17 protein-coding genes are annotated in these 23,142 nt (G+C 72.0%); 10 read left to right on the top strand and 7 right to left on the bottom strand.

Features of this window, described 5'->3' with window-relative positions; genetic code table 11:
• Window positions 1-30: 30 nt before the first annotated feature.
• Both HS109_12270 and HS109_12265 read right to left on the bottom strand, forming a co-directional pair.
• Window positions 31-1,374 carry an iron-containing alcohol dehydrogenase gene (locus HS109_12270; protein MBE7523148.1) on the bottom strand — a complete coding sequence of 448 codons (1,344 nt, stop codon included), beginning with the start codon at window positions 1,372-1,374 and terminating at the stop codon, window positions 31-33.
• Window positions 1,371-2,042, bottom strand: coding sequence for a hypothetical protein (locus HS109_12265; protein ID MBE7523147.1), 672 nt, complete (start codon window positions 2,040-2,042; stop codon window positions 1,371-1,373). Before HS109_12265 ends, HS109_12270 begins: the two co-directional genes overlap by 4 nt.
• Window positions 2,043-2,262: 220 nt before the next feature.
• Between HS109_12265 and HS109_12260 the strand changes: the two genes are divergently transcribed.
• On the top strand, window positions 2,263-4,143 hold the full coding sequence (locus HS109_12260; GenBank protein MBE7523146.1) for a S8 family peptidase: 1,881 nt from the start codon (window positions 2,263-2,265) through the stop codon (window positions 4,141-4,143).
• A 10-nt stretch (window positions 4,144-4,153) separates the two neighbouring features.
• On the opposite strand, the gene HS109_12255 is transcribed toward HS109_12260, so the two are convergent.
• From HS109_12255 to HS109_12245, 3 genes are all read right to left on the bottom strand, one after another.
• Entirely contained in the window at window positions 4,154-7,048 is a 2,895-nt protein-coding gene (locus HS109_12255; protein ID MBE7523145.1) for a DNA topoisomerase III, read from the bottom strand.
• Window positions 7,049-7,180: 132 nt separating this feature from the next.
• Window positions 7,181-8,263, bottom strand: coding sequence for a DNA-protecting protein DprA (gene dprA, locus HS109_12250; protein ID MBE7523144.1), 1,083 nt, complete (start codon window positions 8,261-8,263; stop codon window positions 7,181-7,183).
• Between the two features lie 43 nt (window positions 8,264-8,306).
• Window positions 8,307-9,452 (bottom strand): LysM peptidoglycan-binding domain-containing protein, encoded by a 1,146-nt coding sequence (locus HS109_12245; GenBank protein ID MBE7523143.1) that lies wholly within the window; start codon window positions 9,450-9,452, stop codon window positions 8,307-8,309.
• Between the two features lie 100 nt (window positions 9,453-9,552).
• Between HS109_12245 and def the strand changes: the two genes are divergently transcribed.
• From def to HS109_12210, 7 genes are all read left to right on the top strand, one after another.
• A complete protein-coding gene (gene def, locus HS109_12240) occupies window positions 9,553-10,056 on the top strand; it encodes a peptide deformylase (protein MBE7523142.1) in 504 nt (167 codons plus the stop codon).
• 64 nt (window positions 10,057-10,120) lie between these two features.
• On the top strand, window positions 10,121-11,101 hold the full coding sequence (locus tag HS109_12235; GenBank protein ID MBE7523141.1) for a methionyl-tRNA formyltransferase: 981 nt from the start codon (window positions 10,121-10,123) through the stop codon (window positions 11,099-11,101).
• Window positions 11,098-12,402, top strand: coding sequence for a 16S rRNA (cytosine(967)-C(5))-methyltransferase RsmB (rsmB, locus tag HS109_12230; protein ID MBE7523140.1), 1,305 nt, complete (start codon window positions 11,098-11,100; stop codon window positions 12,400-12,402). The genes HS109_12235 and rsmB overlap by 4 nt, the downstream gene beginning before the upstream one ends.
• Before the next feature lie 59 nt (window positions 12,403-12,461).
• Window positions 12,462-13,061, top strand: coding sequence for a DUF4390 domain-containing protein (locus tag HS109_12225; protein MBE7523139.1), 600 nt, complete (start codon window positions 12,462-12,464; stop codon window positions 13,059-13,061).
• Between the two features lie 124 nt (window positions 13,062-13,185).
• Window positions 13,186-15,309, top strand: coding sequence for a HAMP domain-containing protein (locus tag HS109_12220; protein ID MBE7523138.1), 2,124 nt, complete (start codon window positions 13,186-13,188; stop codon window positions 15,307-15,309).
• 61 nt (window positions 15,310-15,370) lie between these two features.
• Window positions 15,371-16,663, top strand: a complete 1,293-nt coding sequence (locus tag HS109_12215; protein ID MBE7523137.1) for a sigma-54-dependent Fis family transcriptional regulator — start codon at window positions 15,371-15,373, stop codon at window positions 16,661-16,663.
• An 18-nt stretch (window positions 16,664-16,681) separates the two neighbouring features.
• Window positions 16,682-18,568 (top strand): potassium transporter Kup, encoded by a 1,887-nt coding sequence (locus HS109_12210; GenBank protein MBE7523136.1) that lies wholly within the window; start codon window positions 16,682-16,684, stop codon window positions 18,566-18,568.
• A gap of 105 nt (window positions 18,569-18,673) precedes the next feature.
• Here the strand turns inward: HS109_12210 and rpoH are convergent, their stop codons facing one another.
• Complete coding sequence (gene rpoH, locus HS109_12205; GenBank protein MBE7523135.1) at window positions 18,674-19,534, bottom strand: RNA polymerase sigma factor RpoH; 861 nt, start codon at window positions 19,532-19,534, stop codon at window positions 18,674-18,676.
• 1,488 nt (window positions 19,535-21,022) lie between these two features.
• Window positions 21,023-21,991 (bottom strand): signal recognition particle-docking protein FtsY, encoded by a 969-nt coding sequence (gene ftsY / locus HS109_12200; protein MBE7523134.1) that lies wholly within the window; start codon window positions 21,989-21,991, stop codon window positions 21,023-21,025.
• Window positions 21,992-22,106: 115 nt separating this feature from the next.
• On the opposite strand from ftsY, the gene rsmD reads away from it, so the two are divergent.
• Both rsmD and coaD read left to right on the top strand, forming a co-directional pair.
• A complete protein-coding gene (gene rsmD, locus HS109_12195; protein MBE7523133.1) occupies window positions 22,107-22,655 on the top strand; it encodes a 16S rRNA (guanine(966)-N(2))-methyltransferase RsmD in 549 nt (182 codons plus the stop codon).
• 4 nt (window positions 22,656-22,659) lie between these two features.
• Window positions 22,660-23,142: a pantetheine-phosphate adenylyltransferase gene (coaD, locus tag HS109_12190; protein MBE7523132.1), complete on the top strand. Its 483-nt coding sequence runs from the start codon at window positions 22,660-22,662 to the stop codon at window positions 23,140-23,142.

Below are 23,142 nucleotides of genomic sequence, written 5' to 3'. Positions count from 1 at the left end.
TATCGGCGCCGCCGCGTTGCGGTCTCGAGCCTACGTGGCGGCGAAGGCGGCGAGCCTTCCGGCGTCGTCCGCGAGGTCGAGGAACGTGTAGCGATCGCGCAGGAAGCGCGCGTGGGTCAAGGCGTTCGCCCAGGCGCGATCGTCGAGGCCCAGGTCGCGCGGGTCGAGCGGCCCGCCCGCGCGGCGCATGACCGACGCGAGCGTGGACGCCGGGACGAGGATCGTTGCGGCTTCGCGCCGGAACGCCTCCCACCGCTCCGCGATGCGTTCGGTGAGCGCCGCGGCGGCAGATTCGTCGAGCCGCTTCGGCGCGAAGTCGCGCCAGCATGCGTCCCCCACCTCGCCGCCGAAATGGGCGCGCAGCGCCGCCACGCTCATGCGCGTCGGGCCTGCCGCCGGCGCGGGTCCGTCGAGCATCGCCTGCTGCAGCCGCGCCATCGCGAGCGTCGCGACCGCCACCTGCTCGCCGTGGAGGTTGGATGGCGCTCCGGCGGAGGCCCGCATGTCGAGGTAGTGGCTGACGAGGTGCTCGCCCTGGCTCGCCGGGTGGCTGCCGCCGGCGAGCGTCATGCCGATGCCGGAGAGCAGGAGCGTGCGCGCGAGCGCGCGCATCGCATCGACGTCGCCGCGCATCAGCGCCTCCGGCGCCTCGAACAGCGCCGACTCGTCGGCGGCGAGCATCGCGAACGGCGCGCGCTGATAGAGGGTGCCGTGGAGCGCGCGCGACAGGAGCCAGTCGACCTGCGCGGTCGAGCGGGCGAGCGAATCACCGAGGCCGGCGCGGATCATGCGCGGCGGCGCGGCGGCAAGCACCTCCAGGTCGACGAACACGCCGCGCGCGAGCGATGCCGGCAGAGACTTCTTGTGGCCGCCGACGGTGATCGCCGCGTTCGCGGACGTGTAGCCGTTCATCGACGGTGCGGTCGCGAACACCGCCCACGGCTTCCCATCGCGCGCGGCCGCGAGCTTCGCGAGGTCGTTGATCGTGCCGGAGCCCACGGCGACGATCGCATCGCAGCGCATCGTGGCGTTTCGCACGGCCTCGACGGTTTCGAGGTCGGGGTGCGGATCGCGCGGCAACCGCACCGCCTCGACGCGACCGAGCCCGGCGAGCGCGGCCTCGACCCGCGCACCGAGCGCCTCGCGCGTGTCCGGGTCGCAGAGGACGGCGATGCGCGGACCGAAGCCGAGCGCGGCGACGAGGTCGGCCTCCCGGCCTCGAAGGCTCGGCTCGATCGCGATCGCCGCGATGCCGATGCCGCGCGAAGCCCCGGTATCCGGGTCGATCCAGTCGCCGCGCAGGAGCGCGGACAGCGGGTCGCCCTGCGGCACGCGCGCGACGTGCGACATGCGTGCCGCCGAGTCCGCGGTCATGCCGCCATCGCGGAAGCGCTGCGGCAGGCCTCGAGGATGTCCTGGACCTGTCCGCGGAGCGAGCCCTTCGTCGGCGAAAACGAGCCGTCGAACACCGCGGAACCCATCGTGAACGCATCGGCGCCCGCAGCGGCGAGCGCGTGGACCTGCGCGGCGGACTTTATGCTTCCCGCGACGATCAGCGTGCGCTCGCCGATGCCGCGACGCGCGGCGCGAACGAGCGCGAGCGGGTCGGCGTCGGTCGCGCGGTAGGCGAGCAGATCGACGCCGCCGCAGCCGCGCGCCAGGGCGAGCCTCGCGTCGCGCTCGATGTCGGCGGCCACGCCTCCCAGTCGTGTCGGATGGCCGCTCGGACGGCCCGGGAACGGGTAGTAGCGCTGGAGGCCGCCGAGCGCGGCTTCCGCGGCGTCGAGGTCGGTGCCGCCGAGGATGCGGTCGACGCCGAGCGCCGCCCCGGCGGCGAGCGAGGAGGCGACCGACGACGGCGCGGTGCTCACCACTTCGAGGTAGGCGATCGCGCCGCGCGCCTGGATGCGGCCCACGACGCGCGCGAGCGCCGGCCGCGCGAGGCCCACGTCCTTGATCCCGATGTGGACGACGCCGAGGTCGGCCACCGCGTCGACCAGGTCCTCGGCGTCCTCGACCGTGCGGTCGTGCCGGGTGAGCATGAAGATGAAGTCCACGGGACGCCTCCGGGAAGCCGGAATGTTGGCAAACTAACATGGAATCTGGCAAGTGCCAAATCTGCGGCCGCACCGCGACGCCCGCACCCCGGAGCCCGGAATCGCGTCCGGGACGCACGGCGAGCCGGGCGTTGCCGCGGGCAGGATCGCGCGACGCGGTACCATGCGCGCATCGGGTGCCGGGGGGACACGCGATACGCGACCGATGACGACACGCCGCCGTTCCTGCTCCTCCCGTGCCGCCTTCCGGATCGCGGCGATCCTGCTGTGCTGCGCCGTGGAAGGCGTCGCCGGCGCGACCGCTCCGCGACTCATCGTCCGGTACGCCGCGGATGACGTCGAGGCGGCGTTCGCGCCGAAGTCCCGGGTCGAGCGGATGGGGCGCGACCTGGGAGTCGAGGCGACGCTCGTGCGCCGGATGGCGCTCGGAGCGCAGGTGGTCGAACTGCCCGCCGGCACGGATGTTCGCGCCGCCGCGGCCGCGGCGACGGCCGTCGGCGGCGCGGCGATCGCGATTCCCGACCGCCGCCGCAGGCCCTTGCGCACGGTGAACGATCCGAACGCCGGGTGGTACCTCGGCGCGGGTATCGGATCGATCGACGCCTACTCCGCGTGGGATGTCACGACCGGTTCGACGACGAGCGTCGTCGCGTTCATCGACACCGGGATCCTGCCGCATCCGGAACTCGCCGGACGCATCCTGCCGGGTTACGACTTCGTCCACGACCCGAAGGTCGCGAACGACGGCAACGGACGCGACGCCGATCCCTCGGACCCCGGCGACTGGGTCACCGACGCCGACCTCGCCGATCCGGACTTCGAGGATTGCGAGGCCGAGAATTCCTCCTGGCACGGAACGGCCGTCGCGGGCCTCGTCGCCGCGAACACCAACAACGGCAGCGCCATCGCGGGCCTCGACTGGCAGGCGAAGATCCTGCCGGCGCGAGCGCTCGGCAAGTGCGGCGGCTACGACTCCGACATCCTCGATGCCGCCGCGTGGGCGGCGGGATTTCCCGTGCCCGGCGTGCCGCCGAACCCGAACGTCGCGCGGGTGATCAACCTGAGCGTGGGCGGTCTCGACGAGACGACGTGTTCGGCGGGCTACGACGCGCTGCTCGCGCAACTGCTCACGCCCAACGGTACGCGGGCGATCGTCGCGGCGGCGGGCAACGACGATGACAATGCGGATCTGAACACGCCGTCGTCCTGCCCGGCGACGATCGCGGTCGCCGCGACGACGAACACCGGGATGCGCGCGCCGTACTCGAACACGGGCGCGAGCGTGGACCTCGCGGCGCCGGGCGGGTCCGGCTTCGTTTCGGGCACGCGAATCGCGTTTCTCACCAACGGAGGAGCCACCGTCCCCGACGCGAGCTTCGGCGTCGCGACCGGATCGGGCACGAGCTTCGCCGCGCCGCTCGTCTCGGGCGTCGTCACGCTGATGCTTTCGGTCGCTCCGTCGCTGACCCCCGCGCAGGTGCGTTCGATCCTGACGTCGACCGCGACGCCGTTCCCCGCGGGTTCGGATTGCACGACGTCGACCTGCGGCGCGGGCATCGTGAACGCGGCGGCCGCGGTGGCCGCCGCGGGTGCGATCGCGAATCCCGCGGTGAAGGTCCCGGTGATCGAGTACTACAACGCCTCGCAGGACCACTACTTCGTGACCGCGAATCCGGACGAGATCGCGGGACTCGACGCCGGCGCCTACGGGGGCGTGTTCGCGCGCACCGGAGCGGGGTTCTCCGCATGGAATCGCCCGGCGCCGGGCACCGTGCCGGTGTGCCGCTTCTTCACGACGCCCGGCCGGTTCGGCACGAAGGGCTCGCACTTCTACACCGCCGATGCCGCCGAGTGCGCGGCCGTCAAGCAGAATCCCGACTGGATCTACGAGGCGATCGCGTTCCACGTCGCCGTGCCCGCAGGCAACGCCTGTCCGTCGGGAACCGTCGCGGTGTACCGGATGTTCAACAACGGGCAGTCGGGCGCGCCCAACCACCGGTTCACGACCGACGTCGCGACCTACGAGGCGTTCACGACGACGCTGGGCTGGGCGCCCGAAGACATCCGGTTCTGCGCGCCGCAGTGAGCGGCGGCGGCTAGCCGCGCCGTTTCTTCGCCGGCGGTTTGCGCGCGGCGGGCTTCTTCGCCGCAGGAGTCTTCTTCGCCGCGGCGGGCTGCTTCACCGCGGGCGCCGCTGTTGCCTTCGTCTTCGTCGCGGCGGGCTTCGGCGCGTCGGCAGCAGGCGCCCTGGCGCGCGACGTCGGCTTGCGCGCCTTCGGTGCCGCCGCCGGCGTGCGCTCTCGCGCGGCTCTTCGCGTCGTCGCCGCCGGGCGCTTGCCGGCGCGGCCGGCCTTCTCGTCGACGAGCGCGACGGCCTCGTCGAGCGTGATCGCCTCCGCGCGGTCGCGATCGGGGATCGTCGCGTTGGTCGGGCCGTGCTTCACGTACGGTCCGTAGCGTCCCGCGTGGAGTTCCACCGGCGCGCCGTCGCGCGGATGCTTGCCCAGGACCTTGAGCGCGGCGGCCCGCGACGGCGCTCCACGCGCGGCCTTGTCCTTCTTCTCGAACTCGAAGCCGACCTTGCCGTCGTCCTGGCGCACGAGGAACGCGGAGAACGGCCGCCGCGTGCGCGCGGACACGAACTGCAGCAAGTCGGTCTTCCCGGTCGAGAGCAGCTTCTCCATCTGGGCGCGCTCGACCGGCCGCTGCAGGATCGTGCGGCCGGAACGGAAGTCGCAGGTGCGGTCGGGCCCGGCCGCGCGCTCGCAGACGTAGGCGGCGGGCGTCTCGAAGACGCGGTTGCCGCACTTCGGGCACTTGCCGAGCGGCTCCTGCCCGGTGAAGTCGGGCGCCTCCGCGCTGTCGTCGTCGAGGCGCGGACCGAAGTCGAACTCGACCCCGTCGGCGTCGTTCAGCTTGAGCTTCGCCGAGAACGGTCGGCCGAGCTTGCTCCGGAATCCGTCGAGCGGCCCCACCGAGCGCTCGCGCAGCAGCGTGTCGGCCTCCGCCGGCTCGAGCTGGCGGCCGCCCAGGATCTTCCAGAAGCCGAAGTCGCAGTCGACGCACTGGAACTTCTTGTAGCGCTCGTGCACCTCGCCGCCGCACTTCGGGCAGGGCACGGCGAGCGTCGCGAAGTCGCCGGGAATCGTGTCGCTCTCGTAGTTCTTCGCCTGCGCGACGATGCGCTTCGTCATCGCGACGATCTCTTTCATGAACGCGTCGCGCTTCAACTGCCCGTGCTCCATCTGCGCGAGCTTGAACTCCCACTCCGCGGTGAGCTCGGGGCTGAAGAGCTCGGGGACGCCGAGCCCGTGCAGCAGCGTCATCAGCGAGAACGCCTTCGCGGTCGGGTGCAGGTCCTTGCCTTCCCGGTAGACGTAGCGCTCGCCGATGAGCCCTTCGATGATCTGGGCGCGCGTGGCGGGCGTGCCGAGGCCCTTCTCGCGCATCGCCTCGCGCAGCTCCTCGTCCTCGATCGCCTTGCCCGCGCCCTCCATCGCCGAGAGCAGCGTGCCTTCGTTGTAGCGCGGCGGCGCTCGCGTCGTCTGCTTCTGCACGTCGACCTTCCCGGTCGCGACCTTCTCGTTCGGCTTCACCGGCACGAGCGAGGCGTTCTCGTCGGCCGCCTCCTTGCCGTAGACCGCGAGCCAGCCCGGATCGACGAGCACCTTGCCCTCGGTCTTGAACGGCTCGCCCTCGACGCGCGTGATGCGCGTCGTGACGAGGAACTCGGCGGGCGGGTGGAACACCGCGAGGAAGCGCTTGACCACGAAGTCGTAGAGCTTCGCCTCGAGCTCGTTCAGGTGCTTCGGCGCGGAGAGCGTCGGGATGATCGCGAAGTGGTCGGAGATCTTCGCGTTGTCGAAGATCCGCTTGTTGGGCTTGACCCACTTCTCCTTCAGCACGCGCCGCGCGTGGGTGCCGAAGGCGTTCGACCCGGAGAGCATCTCGAGGGTCTTCTTCACCGTCCCGAGGTAGTCCTCGGGAAGCGCGCGCGCGTCGGTGCGCGGATAGGTCAGCACCTTGTGTTTCTCGTAGAGCGCCTGCGCGAGCGAGAGCGTCGTGCGCGCCGAGAAACCGAAGCGTCCGTTCGCCTCGCGCTGCAGCGTGGTGAGGTCGTAGAGGAGCGGCGGACTCTGCGTCGACGGCTTCGACTCCTCGGTGACGACGCCCGGCTTGCCCGCGCACTTCGCGGCGATCGCGCGCGCCTTCGCCTCGTCCCACAGCCGCTCGGCGCGCGCGTCGGGATCGTCCTCGGAACGCCTGAATCTCTCGTCGAACCAGCGGCCCGGGTACTCGCCGGCCGCGGCGCGGAAGGTTCCGTGCAGCTCCCAGTAGTCGCGCGGGACGAACGCGCGGATCTTCTCCTCGCGCTCGACCAGGATCGCGAGCGTCGGCGTCTGCACGCGCCCCACCGTCGTCAACTGGAAGCCGCCCGACTTCGAGTTGAACGCGGTCATCGCGCGCGTGCCGTTGATGCCGACCAGCCAGTCGGACTCCGAACGGCAGGTCGCGGCGTCCGCGAGCGGCAGCATCGCGGCGTCGCTGCGCAGCGCCTCGAAGCCCTCGCGGATCGCGGCGGGCGTCATCGACTGCAGCCACAGCCGGCGGATCGGCTTGTCGGTCTTCGCGTAGGCGACGAGGTAGCGGAAGATGAGCTCGCCCTCGCGTCCGGCGTCGCAGGCGTTGACGATCGACGTCACGTCCTTGCGCTTCAGGAGCTTCAGCAGGTGCTTCAGCCGCTCCTCGGACTTCTCGATCGGCTTCAGCGCGAACGCCGACGGGATCGCCGGCAGGTGGGCGAACGTCCACTTGCCGCGCTTCACCTCCTCGTCCTCGGGCATTCCGATCTCGAGCAGATGGCCGACGGCGGACGACACGATCGTGTCGTCGCGCTCGAAATGGTCGCCCTGGCGGGTGAAGCCGCCCAACGCGCGCGCGATGTCCGCGGCGACGGAGGGCTTCTCGGCGATGACGAGGCGCTTGGACATGGGAGCGCGGATACTACATAAGGTGCGCGCGGTCGGGCAAGGAAGCTTCCCTGCGTGCGCCCACGCGCGCGCGTGCGCGCGCTCCCGCGCGTGCCCGCGCTCGCCCGCGCGCGGAGAAGTCCGGCGCGGCGCTCAGCGCACGCGCTGCCATCGTCCGCCGGGCAGCGCTCCGACGCGCCCGTCGAGTTCGAGTTGCACGAGCGAGGACGCGATGCGCTCGGGGGGGAGGCCGGTGCGCGCGACGAGGCGGTCGAGGTCGACCGGCCCCCCGCCCAGGGCGTCGAGGAGCCGTGAACGGATGGGATCGGCCTCGACAGAGCCGTGCCCTCCGGTCGCGTCCGCGGTCGCCGGAAGCCCGAGTTCGGCGAGTACGTCCTGCGCCGTCTCGACGAGCTTCGCGCCGTCGCGGATCAGCCGGTGCGGGCCCTTCGACAGCGGCGAGTGGATCGAGCCGGGAATCGCGAACACGTCGCGCCCCTGCTCGACCGCGAACCGCGCGGTGATGAGCGAGCCCGACCCGGGCGCCGCCTCGACGACCAGCACGCCTTTGGCGAGTCCCGCGATCAGCCGGTTGCGCATCGGGAAGTTCGCCTTGAGCGGCGGCGTGCCGGGCGCGAACTGCGAGACGAGGAGGCCGCGCGACGCGATGGCGTGCGCGAGGTCGCGATGGCGCGCCGGATAGACGCGGTCGGGGCCGGTGCCGACCACCGCGACCGTCGACGCGGGGGCGTCGAGCGCACCGCGGTGCGCCGCGGCGTCGATGCCCAGCGCCATCCCCGACACGACGGTGAGCCCGGCGTGGGCGAGCGTGTGCGCGAACGCCTGCGCGTCCTCGAGGCCCTGTGGCGTCGCTTGGCGGCTGCCGACGATGGCGATCGCCGGTTTCGCGAAGAGTTCGGTGCGCCCGATCGCGTAGAGCACGAGCGGCGGATCGGGGAGGTCCAGGAGCGAGGGCGGATACGCCTCGTCGTCCCAGGCGATCAGCCGGTGCGCGGGGTCGTCGATCCAGGCGCGCGCGGCGGCCTCGCGCTCCGGATCGCGCGTCGCGAGTCGCTCGGCCACGGCCGCGCCCGCGATCGACGCGATGCGAGCGCGCGGCGCGCCGAGCACGGCCTGCGGGGATCCGAGCGCCCGGAGGAGCGCGACGGCCGCCGATGTGGGGAGCCCCGCGCCGGCGAGCGCGGCCCAAGCCAGCGCGCGCGTGGGCTCGCCCATGGTCGAGGGGCCCCGCGTGCGGCGCGGGGTGTGCGGCGCTTCGCTAGGGACGACGCACGGCGTCGCCGACCACGACCGGATCGGTCGTGTTGAGCAGGATCGCGTAGGCGACGTTGTCGAACACCCGGAACACGAAGAGCAGGCCGGCGCGCTCGTCGGGCACCGCCAGTTGCTTCTTCGGCAGGAAGGTCGTCGTCTGGTCGAGGAAGCGCAGCATGAACGGCGCGCTCTGGTCGGGGCGGGGATCGATGATCGGCGGCACGGTCTTGTAGATCGCGAGCACGTGGCCGACCTCGAGGCCCTGCTGCCGGCCGAGATCGAGCGTGACGATCGCGCCGCGGCCCATCTCGCTCGAGTTGCGGTACGACGAGATGATCCGGCCGTGCAGGTCCTTGTCGGGCGCGCGCGGCACGAAGTTGACGATCGTCTCGCGCGGCACGGGAAGCAGGCGGTCGCCGACGAAGATCTCCTCGTTCGACTCGACGATCTGCACCGTCGAGACCTCGGCGAAGCGTTCGACGCGCACCGAACCCAGCCAGCGGTTCTCGAAGCCCAGCACCTCGCCGGAAGGCGAAACGAGCGCCCGGCCGGGGCGGTAGATGTACCAGCGGTCGCCGAGCCTGGGGTCCAATCCGACGACGTAGACGCGGTCGCCGGCGCCGCGCACGACGCGGTCGCGCTCGCGCCCCTCGACGATCTCGGGGGCGTCGAGCAGGCCGGCGGTCTGCGTGATGACTGGCTTGGTCAGGTAGGGTTCGATGTCGCCGGGCGGGATGCTCGGGATCGCCTGGGCGTCGAGCGCCTCGGAGCGCACCCTCGGCGAGAGCCGCGCGTCGCCCCAGGTTCCCGCACCGACGCTCGCCTGGGCCGCCCTTGGCGCCTGCGCGATCGACAGCCGGGGTTGGCCGTCCGCCGTGTAGTCGAGGACGACGACGTCGCCCGGGTAGATGCGGTGCGGGTTCTGGATCTGCTCGCGGTTCATCCGCCAGACGTCCGGCCAGCGCCACGGATCCTTGAGGAACTTGCCCGAAATCCCCCAGAGAGTGTCGCCTTTTTGCACCGTGTACGACGAAGGCGCCCCTTCCGCGAGCACGACCGGATCGGCCGCGCGCGCGGGCCACGCGCCGATGATCGCGCCGGCGGCGAGCGCGAGGGCGAGCCGCCTCCCCATGGTAAACTGTTGACGCATAAGACCTCTTCGGTGCGGTCCGAGCTTGCGTTTGTCCTAAACCGCCGCAAAATAAGGACTTGGAAAAGATTCTGCATCCGGCACTTGCATTTGTCCAGCGATCATGATGCTGCCGATCCTCGAGTACCCCGATCCGCGCCTCCGCAAGGTCGCCGCGCGGGTCGGCACGGTCACGCCGGAGATCCGGCGCCTGGTCCGTGACATGGCGGAAACCATGTACGCCGCCCCCGGGATCGGCCTCGCCGCAACCCAGGTCGACGTCGCCAAACGCGTCATTGTCCTGGACATTTCAGAAACGCGTGACGACCTCCGCGTGTTCATCGACCCCGAGATCCTCGCCGCCGAGGGCGAGGCCGAGCGCGAGGAAGGCTGCCTGTCGGTCCCCGGTTACTACGACAAGGTCGTCCGGGCGGCGAAGATCCGCGTCCGGGCCAAAGGGGCCGACGGGGCCACCTTCGAACTCGACGCCGAAGGGCTGCTCGCCGTGTGCATTCAGCACGAAATGGACCACCTCGAGGGCAAGGTGTTCGTCGACTACCTGTCGCCGCTCAAGCGGGCGCGGCTCGCCGGGAAGCTGCGCAAGAAGCAGCGGCTCGCCGGCTGACGGGGCTCCGCCCGGCCCTTGCGCGGGGCGCCGCGGGGACCGGCGGCAACTCGAGTTCGGGAGAATCGTCATCGGCACCCTACGCGTCGGCTTCGCGGGGACCCCGGCGTTCGCCGCACGGGCGCTCGACGCGATCGCCCGGGCCGGCTTCACGATACCGCTGGTCCTGTCGCAGCCCGATCGGCCGAAAGGCCGAGGCCTCGCGGTCGAGGCCCCGCCGGTCAAGGCGCTGGCGGACGAGCTCGGTCTGCGGGTGCTGCAGCCCGTCTCGCTCAAGTCCGAGGCCGGTCGCGCCCCGGCGCTCGACGTCGCGCTCGACGTCCTGGTGGTGGCCGCCTACGGCCTGATCCTGCCGCCGGCGATCCTCGGCTGGCCGCGTCACGGTTGCCTCAACATCCACGCATCGATCCTCCCGCGCTGGCGAGGCGCGGCGCCGATCGTCCGCGCGATCGAGGCCGGCGACCGCACGACCGGGATCACCATCATGCAGATGGACGCGGGCCTCGACACCGGACCGATGATCGACGTCGTCGAACTGCCGATCCGCGACCGCGAGACTGCCGGGACGCTGCATGACCGGCTCGCGGAGGCCGGCGCGCAGGCGATCGTGGCGGTGCTCGGGCGCCTCGCCGAGGCCGGCACGCTGCGGGCGACGCCGCAGCCGGCGGAAGGCGCGACCTATGCGGCGAAAGTCGGTCGCAGCGACGCCGCGATCGACTGGACGCGCGACGCGCCGACGCTCGACCGGCAGGTGCGCGCGTTCGACCCGGTGCCCGGCGCACACGCGCGATGTCGCGACGAGCCCGTCAAGATCTGGCGCGCGCAACCATGCGCGGCGACGCGCGCGGGCGCTCCCGGCGAAGTGACGGCGGTCGATCCGGGCGCGCTCACGGTCGCGTGCGGCGCGGACGGGCGCACGGCCCTGCGCCTGCTCGAGGTCCAGCCGGCCGGTGGCCGCCGCATGACGGCCGCAGCCTGGGCCGTCGGGCGAGGGATCGGCCCGGGCGCGCGGTTCGGTCCCGGCACGACGGGCGCCGCGACGTGACGCTCGGAATGGACGCCTCGCAGCGCCAGGCCGCCGCCGCGATCGTGCGCGTGATGGCCGGCACGACGCTCGCGAAGGCGCTCGAGGACTCGGCCGCGCAGGCGTCGCCGGCGCGCTCGTTCGTGCACGAACTGGCCTACGGGACGCTGCGCCATTGGGGGACGCTGGAGGCGATCGTGCGCGCGCTCGCGCACCAGAGGCCCGGCGACCCGATGCTGGTCGCGATCCTCGCGGTGGCGCTCTATCAGCTCGAGCACATGCGCGCGGAGCCGCATGCGGTCGTCGACCGGGCGGTGGCCGCCGCCGGCGACGCGGTGCGGCCGCAGGCGAAGGGTCTCGCGAACGCGCTGCTGCGTCGATACCTGCGCGAGCGCGACGGCGTGCTCGCGCGCGTGAACGCGACGCCCGTCGCGCGCTGGTCGCATCCGCGCTGGTGGATCGCGCGCGTGCGAAGCGACTGGCCGGGCGAGTGGGAGCGCATCCTCGAGGCCGGCAACGCGCGTCCGCCGCTCACGCTGCGGGCGAACCTGCGCGTCAACTCGCGCGAGGCGCTCGTCGCGCGCCTGCGCGCGGCGGCGGTCGAGTGCGAACCGGTGGGCGAGAGCGGCGTGATCCTCGCGGCCGCGCGGCCGGTGCGCGAACTCCCCGGCTTCGACGAGGGCGCGTTCTCGGTGCAGGATGCGGGCGCGCAGCTCGCGGCGCATCTCCTCGGCGCGCGCGACGGCGAGCGCGTGCTCGACGCCTGCGCCGCGCCCGGCGGCAAGGCGACGCACGTCCTCGAGCGCGCCGACGTCGCGCTCCTCGCGCTCGACAGCGACGCGTCGAGGCTCGTGCGCGTGCACGAGAATCTCGCACGCCTGCGGCTCGCCGACCGCCGCGTGCAGGTGGCCGCCGGCGACGCGGCGTCACCCGCATCGTGGTGGGACGGCGTGCCGTTCGACCGCATCGTCGCGGACGTGCCCTGCACGGCGTCGGGGATCGTGCGCCGGCACCCCGACGTCAAGTGGCTGCGCCGCGCGAGCGACGTGGCGTCGTTCGCGCGGGTGCAATCCGCGATGCTCGACGCGCTGTGGGGCTGCCTCGCGCGGGGCGGGACGCTCCTCTACGTCACCTGCTCGGTGTTCGTCGAGGAGAACGAGACGCAGGCGGAGGCCTTCGCCGCCCGGACCCCCGATGCGTTGCGCGAAAGCTGCGATTTCCCGGCCGATGCGCGCGGGAGCGGGGGGCAACTCTTGCCTTCGCTCCCGGGCGCGCCCCACAATCAGGACGGTTTCTTCTACGCGCGGTTCCGCAAGGCGTGACGCCCCGGCCTCGCGCGATGCGCGACCGTGCACGCTGCGGGTCCGCCCTCACCCGAGGCATGACGACCCGGCCAACCCCGTTCCGTTCCGCCGCGCCCGACGATCCCGCGCGGCGGCGCGCGCTCGGTTTGGCGGCGGCGGTGGCGCTCGGCGCGCTGGCGGGTGCCGCCCGCGCCGACACGATCCCGGTGAAGACCGCCGAGTTGCGCGTCGAGGACGGCGAGGTCGTGCTCAACGCCGAGTTCGAGATCGCGTTCACCCCGACGCTCGAGGAGGCGCTGCAGAAGGGCGTGCCGCTCTACTTCGTGCTCGACGTCGAACTCGCGCGGCCGCGCTGGTACTGGCTCGACGAGAAGGTGCACTCGACCGCGACGACCTGGCGGGTCTCCTACGCGCCGCTGACGCAGCAGTACCGCGTCGCGAGCGGGCTCTTCGCGCAGAATCTCGCGTCGATCGCCGAGGTCGAGCGGCTGATCGGCCGCGTGACCTCGCGGCCGATCCTGCGCGCCGACGAGTTGCAGGCCGGGGTGCGCTACGAGGTGGCGGTTCGGCTGCGGCTCGACGTGAATCAGCTGCCCAAGCCGTTCCAGGTGAACGCGCTGGCCTCGCGCGAGTGGCAGCTCGCGAGCGACTGGAAGCGTTTCTCGTTCGCGCCATGAGCGCATCGACCTCCCTTGCCCCGCACCGCCCCCGGCACCGCGGCACCGCGACCGCCCGGGCCGGATCGCCGCGCGCGCAGCCGGGCCCGAGGTTCCGTTGACCGGCCTCTTCACCCCGCGCGGTCTGCGCTGGCTCCTGATCGCGTCGGCGAGCGTCTCGGCGATCGCGCTGTTCCTGCTCGCGACCGCCACCGAGAACACGCAGCTCTTCGCGCGCGGCTACGACACGCTCCTCGTGATCAACGTCGCGCTGGTCGGGCTCCTGATGCTCGTCGTGGGTGGGCAGCTCTGGCGGTTGCGGCGCAACTACAGCCGGGGCGTGTTCGGCTCGCGGCTCGCGACGCGGCTCGTGCTGCTGTTCGCGCTGGTCGCGGTCCTGCCCGGCGCGCTCGTCTACGCGGTGTCGGTGCAGTTCCTCGGGCGCTCGATCGAGAGCTGGTTCGACGTGCGCGTCGACCGCGCGCTCGAAGGCGGGCTCGCGCTGTCCCGCAACGCGCTCGACTACCTCGCGCGCGAGGCGACCAACAAGGCGACGCAGATCGCCGAGCAACTGGGCGAGGCGACCGGCCAGAGCGCGCTGGTGCTGTCGCGCGCGACCGAGCAGCTCGGAGTGTCGGAGGCCGCGCTCTTCTCGGCCTCGGGCGGGGTGCTCGCCGTGGCGGGCGCGGCGGGCGGCCCGGTGTCGCCGGAACCGCCGCCCGCGCAGGCGACGCGACGCGCGCGGCTGCAGCTCCCGTACTCGTCGATCGATCCGCTGCCCGCCGGCGGATTCCAGTTGCGCGTGGTCGTCCCGGTCAACAGCGCCGACCGCCGCGAGCCCATCCGCTTCCTGCAGTTGATCGAGCCGGTGCCCCGCTCGCTCGCGCAGGAGATCGAGAAGGCGGAGGCGGGCTACCGCGACTACCAGGAGATCGCGTTCACGCGGCAGGCGCTCGAGCGCCTGTACGCGCTCACGCTGACCCTCACGCTGCTCCTCGCGCTCACCTCGGCGCTGGGGCTCGCGGTCGTGCTCTCGGAGCGCTTCAGCGCGCCGCTCGGCCTCCTGGCCGAAGGCACGCGCGCGGTCGCGCAGGGCGATTTCACGCGCCGCCAGCCGGTCACCTCGCGCGACGAGCTGGGCGTGCTGACCGAGTCGTTCAACACGATGACCGGCCAGCTCGCCGACGCGCACGCGCGCGACGAGGAGTCGCGCCGCGCGATCGAGACCACGCGCGCCTACCTCGAGAGCATCCTCGGCAACCTCTCCGCGGGCGTGCTCGCGTTCGACGACCGCGAGCGCCTGCGCACCGCGAACCCGAGCGCGAGCGTGATCCTGCAGCAGCCGATCGCCGAGCTCGCGGGCGTGCCGCTCTCCGAGTGGGGGCGCCGCCTGCCTTCGCTCGCGCCGTTCGCGGAACTCGTCGCCGAGGGCTTCCGCGGCGCGCGCGAGGGCCAGTGGCAGCGCGAGGCGCCCTGCGCGGTCGGGAATCTCTCCCGCACGCTGCTGATGCGCGGCTCGCGGCTGCCCGGGGAGCCGCACGGCTACATCGTCGTGTTCGACGACGTGTCCGAACTCGTGCAGGCGCAGCGCGACGCCGCCTGGGCCGAGGTCGCGCGCCGCCTCGCACACGAGATCAAGAATCCGCTGACGCCGATCCAGCTCTCCGCCGAGCGGCTCGCCGTGAAGCTCGAGAGTCGGCTCGAAGGCACGGACCAGGAGACGCTGAAGCGCGGCACGCAGACCATCGTGAGCCAGGTGGCGGCGATGAAGCACATGGTCGACGACTTCGCGGTCTACGCGCGGCAGCCGCGCCCCGGCCAGATGCAGGCGGTCGACCTCTCCGCCCTCTTGCTCGACGTGCTCGCCCTGTACGACAATCTGCGACCCGCCGTCTCGCTGGACCTTCCGGGCGCTCCGGTCGTCGTTCAGGGAGAGCCCACGCGCTTGCGCCAGGTCCTGCACAATCTCCTGAAGAACGCGATCGAGGCGCAAGCCGACCGCGACGATGCGTCGTGCGCGGTCGCGCTCCGCGCCGCGGCGGACGCCGGCGAGGCGACGCTCACGGTCGCGGACGGCGGGCCGGGATTCCCGCCCGACGTGCTCGCGCACGCGTTCGAACCCTACGTGACCACCAAGGCGAAAGGCACCGGGCTCGGCCTCGCGATCGTGCGCAAGATCGTCGACGAGCATGGCGGCCGCGTCTCGATCTCGAACCTCGCGCCGCACGGCGCACGCGTGGCGATCACCCTCCCGCTGGCGAAGGCATGACGATGACGAATGTCGAAGGCGCGCAACGACGCGCGGCAGCCATGTCGGCGGAGACGGTCCGATGAGCGCGCTCGCGCGAGAGATTCTCGTCGTCGACGACGAGGTCGGCATCCGGGAACTCCTGTCGGAGATCCTTCAGGACGAGGGGTACCGCGTCGCGGTGGCCGAGAACGCCCACGAGGCGCGCGCCTACCGCGCGCGGACGCAGCCCTCGCTCGTGCTGCTCGACATCTGGATGCCCGATACCGACGGCGTGACGCTCTTGCGCGAATGGGGGAGCGGCGGGCTCCTCACGATGCCGGTGGTCATGATGTCGGGCCACGGCACGATCGAGACCGCGGTCGAGGCCACCCGCATCGGCGCGTTCGACTTCCTCGAGAAGCCGATCGGCCTCGCCAAGCTCCTCGGCACGATCGCGCGCGCGCTCAAGTCCGCCGCCGCGCGCGAACCGAGGCGCGTGTCGCTCTCGGCGCTCGGCACGAGCGCGCCGGTGCGCGAGGCCGAACGGCAGCTCGAGGGCCTGCTCGCGGCGCGCCGGCCGATCCTGATCCTCGGCGAACCGGGCACCGGACACGATGCGGCCGCCCAGGCCTTGCGCGCGAGCGACGCGCCGTGGGTCGCGCTCGCGGACGGAGCGCGTCTCGCCGCGGGCCCCGCCTCGCTCCTCGAGGATGCCGGCGAGGGCGCCATCTACTGTGCGGAGATCGGCGCCTACTCGAAGGCGGAGCAGAAGGGCCTCGCGTTCCTGCTCACCAAGCTCGAGCGCCCGGGCATCGGGCTCGTCGCGACGTCCGCCGAGCCCCTCGGCGCGCTCGCGGCCGAGGGACGCTTCGACGCCGCGCTGCTGTCGGCGCTGTCGTCGGGATCGGTGATGCTGCCGCCGCTCCGCGCGCGCCGCGAGGACATCCCTCCGCTGATCGAGCGGTACTGGCGCGAGGGCGGCACCGGGGAGCCGCTGCTCGCGACCCTGCCGCCGGCGACGCTCGCGACGCTCGCGAACGCGCACTGGCCGGGCAATCTCGACCAGCTCGCGAATGTCGTGTCGAACCTGAAACTCCTGCGCGGCGACATCTCGCCCGACCACGCGAAGCGCCTGATCGGTGAATCCGCCGCCGCGTCCGGCGGCGGGCCGGTCGCCCCGGAGCTGACCGCGCGCTTCTTCGACCTGCCGCTCCGCGAGGCGCGCGAGGCCTTCGAACGCATCTACTTCGAGCAGCTCCTCGGCCGCGAGCAGGCCAACATGAGCCGCGTCGCGGACAAGGCGGGCCTCGAACGCACGCACCTCTACCGCAAGCTGAAGCAGCTCAACATCCGCTTCTCCCGCCGCGGCGACGACAGCACGCCGCCGGGCTGACGGCGCGGCGTCCCTTCGATGAGCGCGCCGGAGGCCCCCGGAACCCGTCAGCCGATGGGCGTGCTGATGCTCGGCGCGATCGGCGTCGTGTTCGGCGACGTCGGCACCTCGCCGCTGTACACGATGCGCGAGGTGTTCGGGCCGCACCACGGCCTCGTCCTCAACGCCGAGAGCGTGCTGGGCCTGCTGTCGATCGTGTTCTGGGCGCTGATGATCATCGTCACCTTCAAGTACGTGACGCTGATCATGCGAGCCGACAACCGCGGCGAGGGCGGCATCCTCGCGCTGACCGCGCTCGTGTCGGGACGGCTCGCGCGCGAGAGCCGGTTGCGCTGGTGGCTCGTCGGACTCGGGATCTTCGGCGCGGCGATGTTCTTCGGCGACGCGATGATCACGCCCGCGGTCACGGTGCTGGGCGCGATCGAGGGCATCGAGGTGATGACGCCGGCGCTCGATCCGTACGTGGTGCCGCTCGCGCTCGTCATCCTGATCGCGCTGTTCGCGATCCAGAAGCACGGGACCGGATCGGTCGGCGCGCTCTTCGGGCCGGTCTGCGCCCTGTGGTTCGTCGCGCTCGCGCTCCTCGGCATCCACCAGCTCTGGCTCAACCCCTCGGTGCTCGCGGCGCTCTCGCCCACCCACGCGGTCGGCTTCGCGGTGAACCACCCGAGGGCCACGTTCCTCGCGCTCGGCGCCGTCGTGCTGGCGGTCACCGGGACGGAGGCGCTCTACGCGGACATGGGGCACTTCGGCGTGAAGCCGATCCGGCGGGCGTGGCTCTTCTTCGTGATGCCCGCGCTGGTGCTGAACTACTTCGGGCAGGGCGCGCTGCTCCTGTCGGATCCGACGGCGATCCGCAATCCGTTCTACCTGCTCGCGCCGGGCTGGGCGCTCCCGCCGCTCGTCGTCCTCGCGACCGCGGCCGCGGTGATCGCGTCGCAGGCCGTCATCTCCGGCGCCTACTCCATCGCGCGCGCCGCGGTGCAGATGGGCTACTGCCCGCGAATCGCGATCCGGCACACCTCCGAGAAGACGATGGGCCAGATCTACGTGCCCTTCATCAACTGGACGCTCCTCGTGGCGGTCGCTCTCCTGGTCGTCGGCTTCCAGAGCTCGAGCGCGCTCGCCGGCGCGTACGGGATCGCGGTCACGATGTCGATGCTGATCGATTCGATCCTGATCTATTTCGTGATGCGCCGGCTGTGGAAGTGGCCGCGCCTGGTCGCCTTCGGGATCGCCGCGCCGCTCGCGCTGATCGACACCGCGTTCCTCGCGTCGAACTCGCTCAAGATCCCCGACGGCGGCTGGTTCCCGCTCCTGATCGGCGCGGTGGTGTTCACGCTCCTCACGACCTGGAAGCGCGGACGCAAGGTCCTGATGGACCGCCTCTCCGAGGACGCGCTGCCGCTGCGCGAGTTCATCCAGTCGATCGAACTCGCGCCGCCGGTGCGCGTCGAGGGCACCGCGGTGTTCCTGACCTCGACGCCCGACCAGGTCCCGCACGCGCTCCTGCACAACCTCAAGCACAACAAGGTGCTGCACGAGCGCGTCGTGTTCCTCACGGTCGTGACGCGGGACATCCCGTACGTCGCGATCGACGAGCGCCTCGAGATCGAGGACCTGGGCTGCGAGTTCACGCGGATGCGCGCGTACTACGGCTTCAAGGAGGACCCGGACGTGCCCGAGGTGATGGAACTCGCGGACCGGTCGGGGTTCCGCTTCGAGATGATGGAGACGTCGTTCTTCGTGTCGCGGGAGACGCTGATCCCGTCGGTGCGTCCCGGCATGGCGATGTGGCGCGAGCGCCTGTTCTCGTCGATGTCGAAGAACGCGATCAAGGCCTCCGACTTCTTCCACGTCCCGGCGAACCGGGTGGTGGAACTCGGCACCCAGGTCGAGTTGTAGCGGCCACGAGCCCCCGGCGTCCTGCGCGACCCGCCGGCATCGAGACGGCAGCGCAAACGAGAACGCCGGCGCGAGGCCGGCGTTCGTCGTGGAGCGGCGGGACGGTCAGGCCGCGAGCGGGAACGCGCCGCGCATCTGCTTCAGCGCCTTGGCTTCGATCTGCCGGATGCGCTCGGCCGACACGCCGTACTCGTCGGCGAGTTCCTGCAGCGTCGCGGGGTCGCTCTCCTTCAGCCAGCGCGCCTCGATGATGCGGCGGCTGCGCGGGTCGAGCCTACCGAGCGCGCGCTTCAGTCCCTCGGAGCGGCCTTCCTCGGCCTCTTTGCGCTCGAGGATCTGCGCCGGCTCGTCCTCGCCGTCGGTGAGCCAGGCGATCGGCGCGTAGCTCGACTCGTCGTCGTCGGAGGGCGTCGGGTCGAGCGCGATGTCGTGACCGGAGAGGCGCGTCTCCATCTCGACGACTTCCTCGGGCTTCACGTTGAGCGTGCGCGCGATCTCCGCCGCCTGCGCGTGCGTGAGCGCGTGCGACGAGGCCTTCATGCTGCGCAGGTTGAAGAACAGCTTGCGCTGCGCCTTGGTCGTCGCGACCTTGACGAGCCGCCAGTTGCGCAGGATGTACTCGTGCATCTCGGCCTTGATCCAGTGGAGCGCGAAGCTCACCAGCCGGACACCCCGCTCGGGGTCGAACCGGCGCACCGCCTTCATCAGGCCGATGTTGCCTTCCTGGATCAGGTCGCCCTGCGGCAGTCCGTATCCCAGGTAGTGCCGCGACACGGCCACCACGAGCCGCAGGTGCGACAGCACGAGCGCGCGCGCGGCCTCGACGTCCTCCTCGCTGCGCCAGCGGCGCGCGAGTTCGGCCTCCTCTTCGGCCGTGAGCAGGGGGAAGCGATTCACCGCCTGGATGTAGTGGTCCAGACTCCCGAGCGACGCGGGGGTCGGGAACGCCAGCGCGGAACCGGTCATCGATCGTCTCCTTTCGTCCAGGAACCGGGGACTCCCGTCGGGGCCCCTGTTCGGCACCCATTTTAGCACTCGCGGGGTGAGAGTGCTAATCCGGGCCGGAAGTTCCCGAGTGTCTGACTCGGGTTTGGCCGACGCGATCGCTGCCCAGTCTCCCAGTCCCAGGAAAAGTGTCGGCCTGAAGGCCAGCCCAGGACGGCGGGATGCGCTGTCGGCCTGAAGGCCGACCTGCGGGACGGGTGGTGGGTCGGGCTTGATCCGCTGTGGGTCGGGCTTCAGCCCGACGGGATGTGTGCCGATGCGACGGAACAGCGTCGGCCTGAAGGCCGACCTACGGGAGGGGTAGTGGGTCGGGCGACGAGCTGGCTTCAGCCCGTCGGCCGTGCCGCCGCGACGGAACGCGTCGGCCTGATGGTCGACCCTACGGGAGAATCTCGGCTCGATCCGCTGTGGGTCGGGCTGGCGACGGGACGATGCGATGCGACGGAACAGCGTCGGCCTGAAGGCCGACCTACGGGAGGGGTGGTGGGTCGGGCTTGATCCGCTGTGGGTCGGGCTTCAGCCCGACGGGATGTGTGCCGATGCGACGGAACAGCGTCGGCCTGAAGGCCGACCTACGCGGGAGGTGGTCGGGCGCTCGATCCGCTAGCGCGCTGCGGGCTTCAGCCGACGGGATGGCGCCGATGCGCACGGAACAGCGTCACCCGTGGCCGACCCCGGGACGGAGGTGGTCGGGCTTGATCCGCTGTGGGTCGGGCCTGGCCCGACGGATGTGCCGATGCGACGGAGCAGCGTCGGCCTGAAGGCCGACCGCGGGAGGGAGGTGGGTCGGGCTTGATCCGCTGTGGGTCGGGCTTCAGCCCGACGGGATGTGTGCCGATGCGACGGAACAGCGTCGGCCTGAAGGCCGACCTACGGGAGGGGAGGTGGGTCGGGCTTGATCCGCTGTGGGTCGGGCTTCAGCCCGACGGGATGTGTGCCGATGCGACGGAACAGCGTCGGCCTGAAGGCCGACCTACGTGCCGGAGGTGGGTCAGGCTTGATCCGCTGTGGGTCGGGCTTCAGCCGAGGTGTGCCGATGCGACGGAACAGCGTCGGCCTGAAGACGCCGACCTGCGGGCGGGGAGGTGGGTCGGGCTTGATCCGCTGTGGGTCGGGCTTCAGCCCGACGGGATGTGTGCCGATGCGACGGAACAGCGTCGGCCTGAAGGCCGACCTACGGGGGGAGGTGGGTCGGGCTTGATCCGCTGTGGGTCGGGCTTCAGCCCGACGGGATGTGTGCCGATGCGACGGAACAGCGTCGGCCTGAAGGCCGACCTACGGGAGGGGAGGTGGGTCGGGCTTGATCCGCTGTGGGTCGGGCTTCAGCCCGACGGGATGTGTGCCGATGCGACGGAACAGCGTCGGCCTGAAGGCCGACCTGCGGGAGGGGAGGTGGGTCGGGCTTCAGCCCGACGGTGTCGCGCCAACGGGATGTCGGCTCATTCCCCGCTAGGCCGCGGGCGGCAGCAGCGCGTCGACGAACTCGGACGCCCTGAACGGCCGCAGATCGTCGATGCCTTCGCCCACGCCGATGAACGCCAGCGGGATCGGGTGCTCGCGGGCGATCGCCGCGACGACCCCTCCCTTGGCGCTGCCGTCGAGCTTGGTGAGGACGAGGCCGGTGAGTCCTGCCGCGCGGTCGAACGCCGCGACCTGCGAGAGCGCGTTCTGGCCGGTGTTCGCGTCGAGGACGAGGAGCACGGCGTGCGGCGCGCCGTCCTTCGCCTTGCCGATCACGCGCCGGACCTTCGCGAGTTCATCCATCAGGTTCGCCTGGGTCGGCAGGCGTCCGGCGGTGTCGGCGAGCACGACGTCGATGCCGCGGGCAGCTGCGGCCGCCACCGCGTCGAACGCGACCGCCGCCGGGTCGCCGCCCGCCTGCGCGATCACCGCGACGCCGTTGCGCTCGCCCCAGGCAGCGAGTTGCTCGCGTGCCGCCGCCCGGAAGGTGTCGCCGGCAGCGAGGAGCACCGTCAGGCCCTGCCCCTGCAGCCACTTGGCGAGCTTGCCGATCGAGGTGGTCTTCCCCGCCCCGTTCACGCCCGCGATCATGATCACGAACGGCCGCTCCGCGCCGATCGCGAACGGCTGCTCGAGCGGTGCGAGCAGCGCGACGAGCGACTCGCGCAAGAGCGCGCGGGGATCGGCGTTCGCCCCGGCGCGGCGGTAGCGGGCCTTCAGGTCCTCGATGAGATGCGCGGTCGCCGCGACGCCGACGTCCGAGGTGAGGAGCGCGGACTCGAGTTCGTCGAGCGCTTCGTCGTCGAGCGCGCGACGGCGAAAGACGCCGGCGAGCGCGCCGGAGAGCCGGTCGCGCGACGCCGCGAGGCCGCCGGCGAGCCGTTCGCTCCACGAGCGTTTCGGGGGTTCCTCGACGGGCGGGGTTTCGGCGGGCTTGCGCTTGAACAGGTCGAACATCGGCGGGGCATGCAAACGTTAGAATCGAATTCTACCGGCCGAGGCCGGCGCGAGCGCCCGACGCGGCGGACCGGCGGCGCGGTCGCCTCCATCCCCCGAGCGAGCGCATCCCTCCGTGACGGTGTCGTCGTCCAATCGCGTGCGGATCATCGGCGGCTTGCACCGCGGCCGGATCCTGCGCTTCCCCGGCGCGCCGGGCTTGCGCCCGACGCCCGACCGGGTGCGCGAGACGCTGTTCAACTGGCTGGGCCAGGACTTGACCGGCCGCACGACGCTCGAGCCCTACGCCGGCAGCGGCGCGATGTCGCTCGAAGCCCTCTCGCGCGGCGCGGCGCTCGCGGTCGCGATCGATCGCGACGCCGTGCTCGTGCGCGCGCTCGCGGACAACGGCCGCGCGATCGGCGTCGCGGGCCTCGAGACGCACCGCGCCGAGGCGCGCGCGTTCCTCGCGCGGGAGTCCCGCCGCTTCGACGTCATCTTCCTCGATCCGCCGTTCGCCGACGACCCCTGGGACTGGCTGCTGCCCGCCTCCGCGGGCCTCGTCGCCGAAGGTGGGGCGATCTACGCGGAGGCGGGCCGATCGCTCGACGCGCCCGCGGGGCTCGCGATCCTGCGCGAAGGGCGCGCGGGGCAGGTGCATTATCATCTGTTCGCACCGACCTGACGCCATGCTGACGATCGTCTATCCCGGCACCTTCGACCCGTTCACGCGCGGCCACGAGGATCTCGCGCGCCGCGCGTCGCGCCTGTTCGCGCGCGTGGTGGTCGGCGTCGCCGCCGGCGAGGCGAAGCGGCCGATGTTCTCGCTCGACGAGCGCGTGGCGATGGCCCGCGAAGCGCTCGCCGACGTGCCGAACGTCACCGTCACCGGCTTCTCGACGCTGCTGATGAAGTTCGTGCACGACGAGGGCGCGCGCGCGGTGCTGCGCGGCCTGCGCGCCGTGTCCGACTTCGAGTACGAGTTCCAGATGGCCGGCATGAACCGGAAGCTGTGGCCCGAGGTCGAGACGCTGTTCCTCACGCCCTCCGAGCAGTACATGTTCGTCTCCGCGACGATCGTGCGCGAGATCGCGCGCTTCGGCGGCGACGTGTCCGAGTTCGTGCACCCGGCGGTGGCACGGCGCCTGCGCGAGAAGACCGCGGGAAGGTGA

Source organism: Burkholderiales bacterium (genome assembly GCA_015075645.1).
GTDB lineage: Bacteria > Pseudomonadota > Gammaproteobacteria > Burkholderiales > Casimicrobiaceae > VBCG01.
This window is presented reverse-complemented; position numbering and strand designations above follow the sequence as displayed.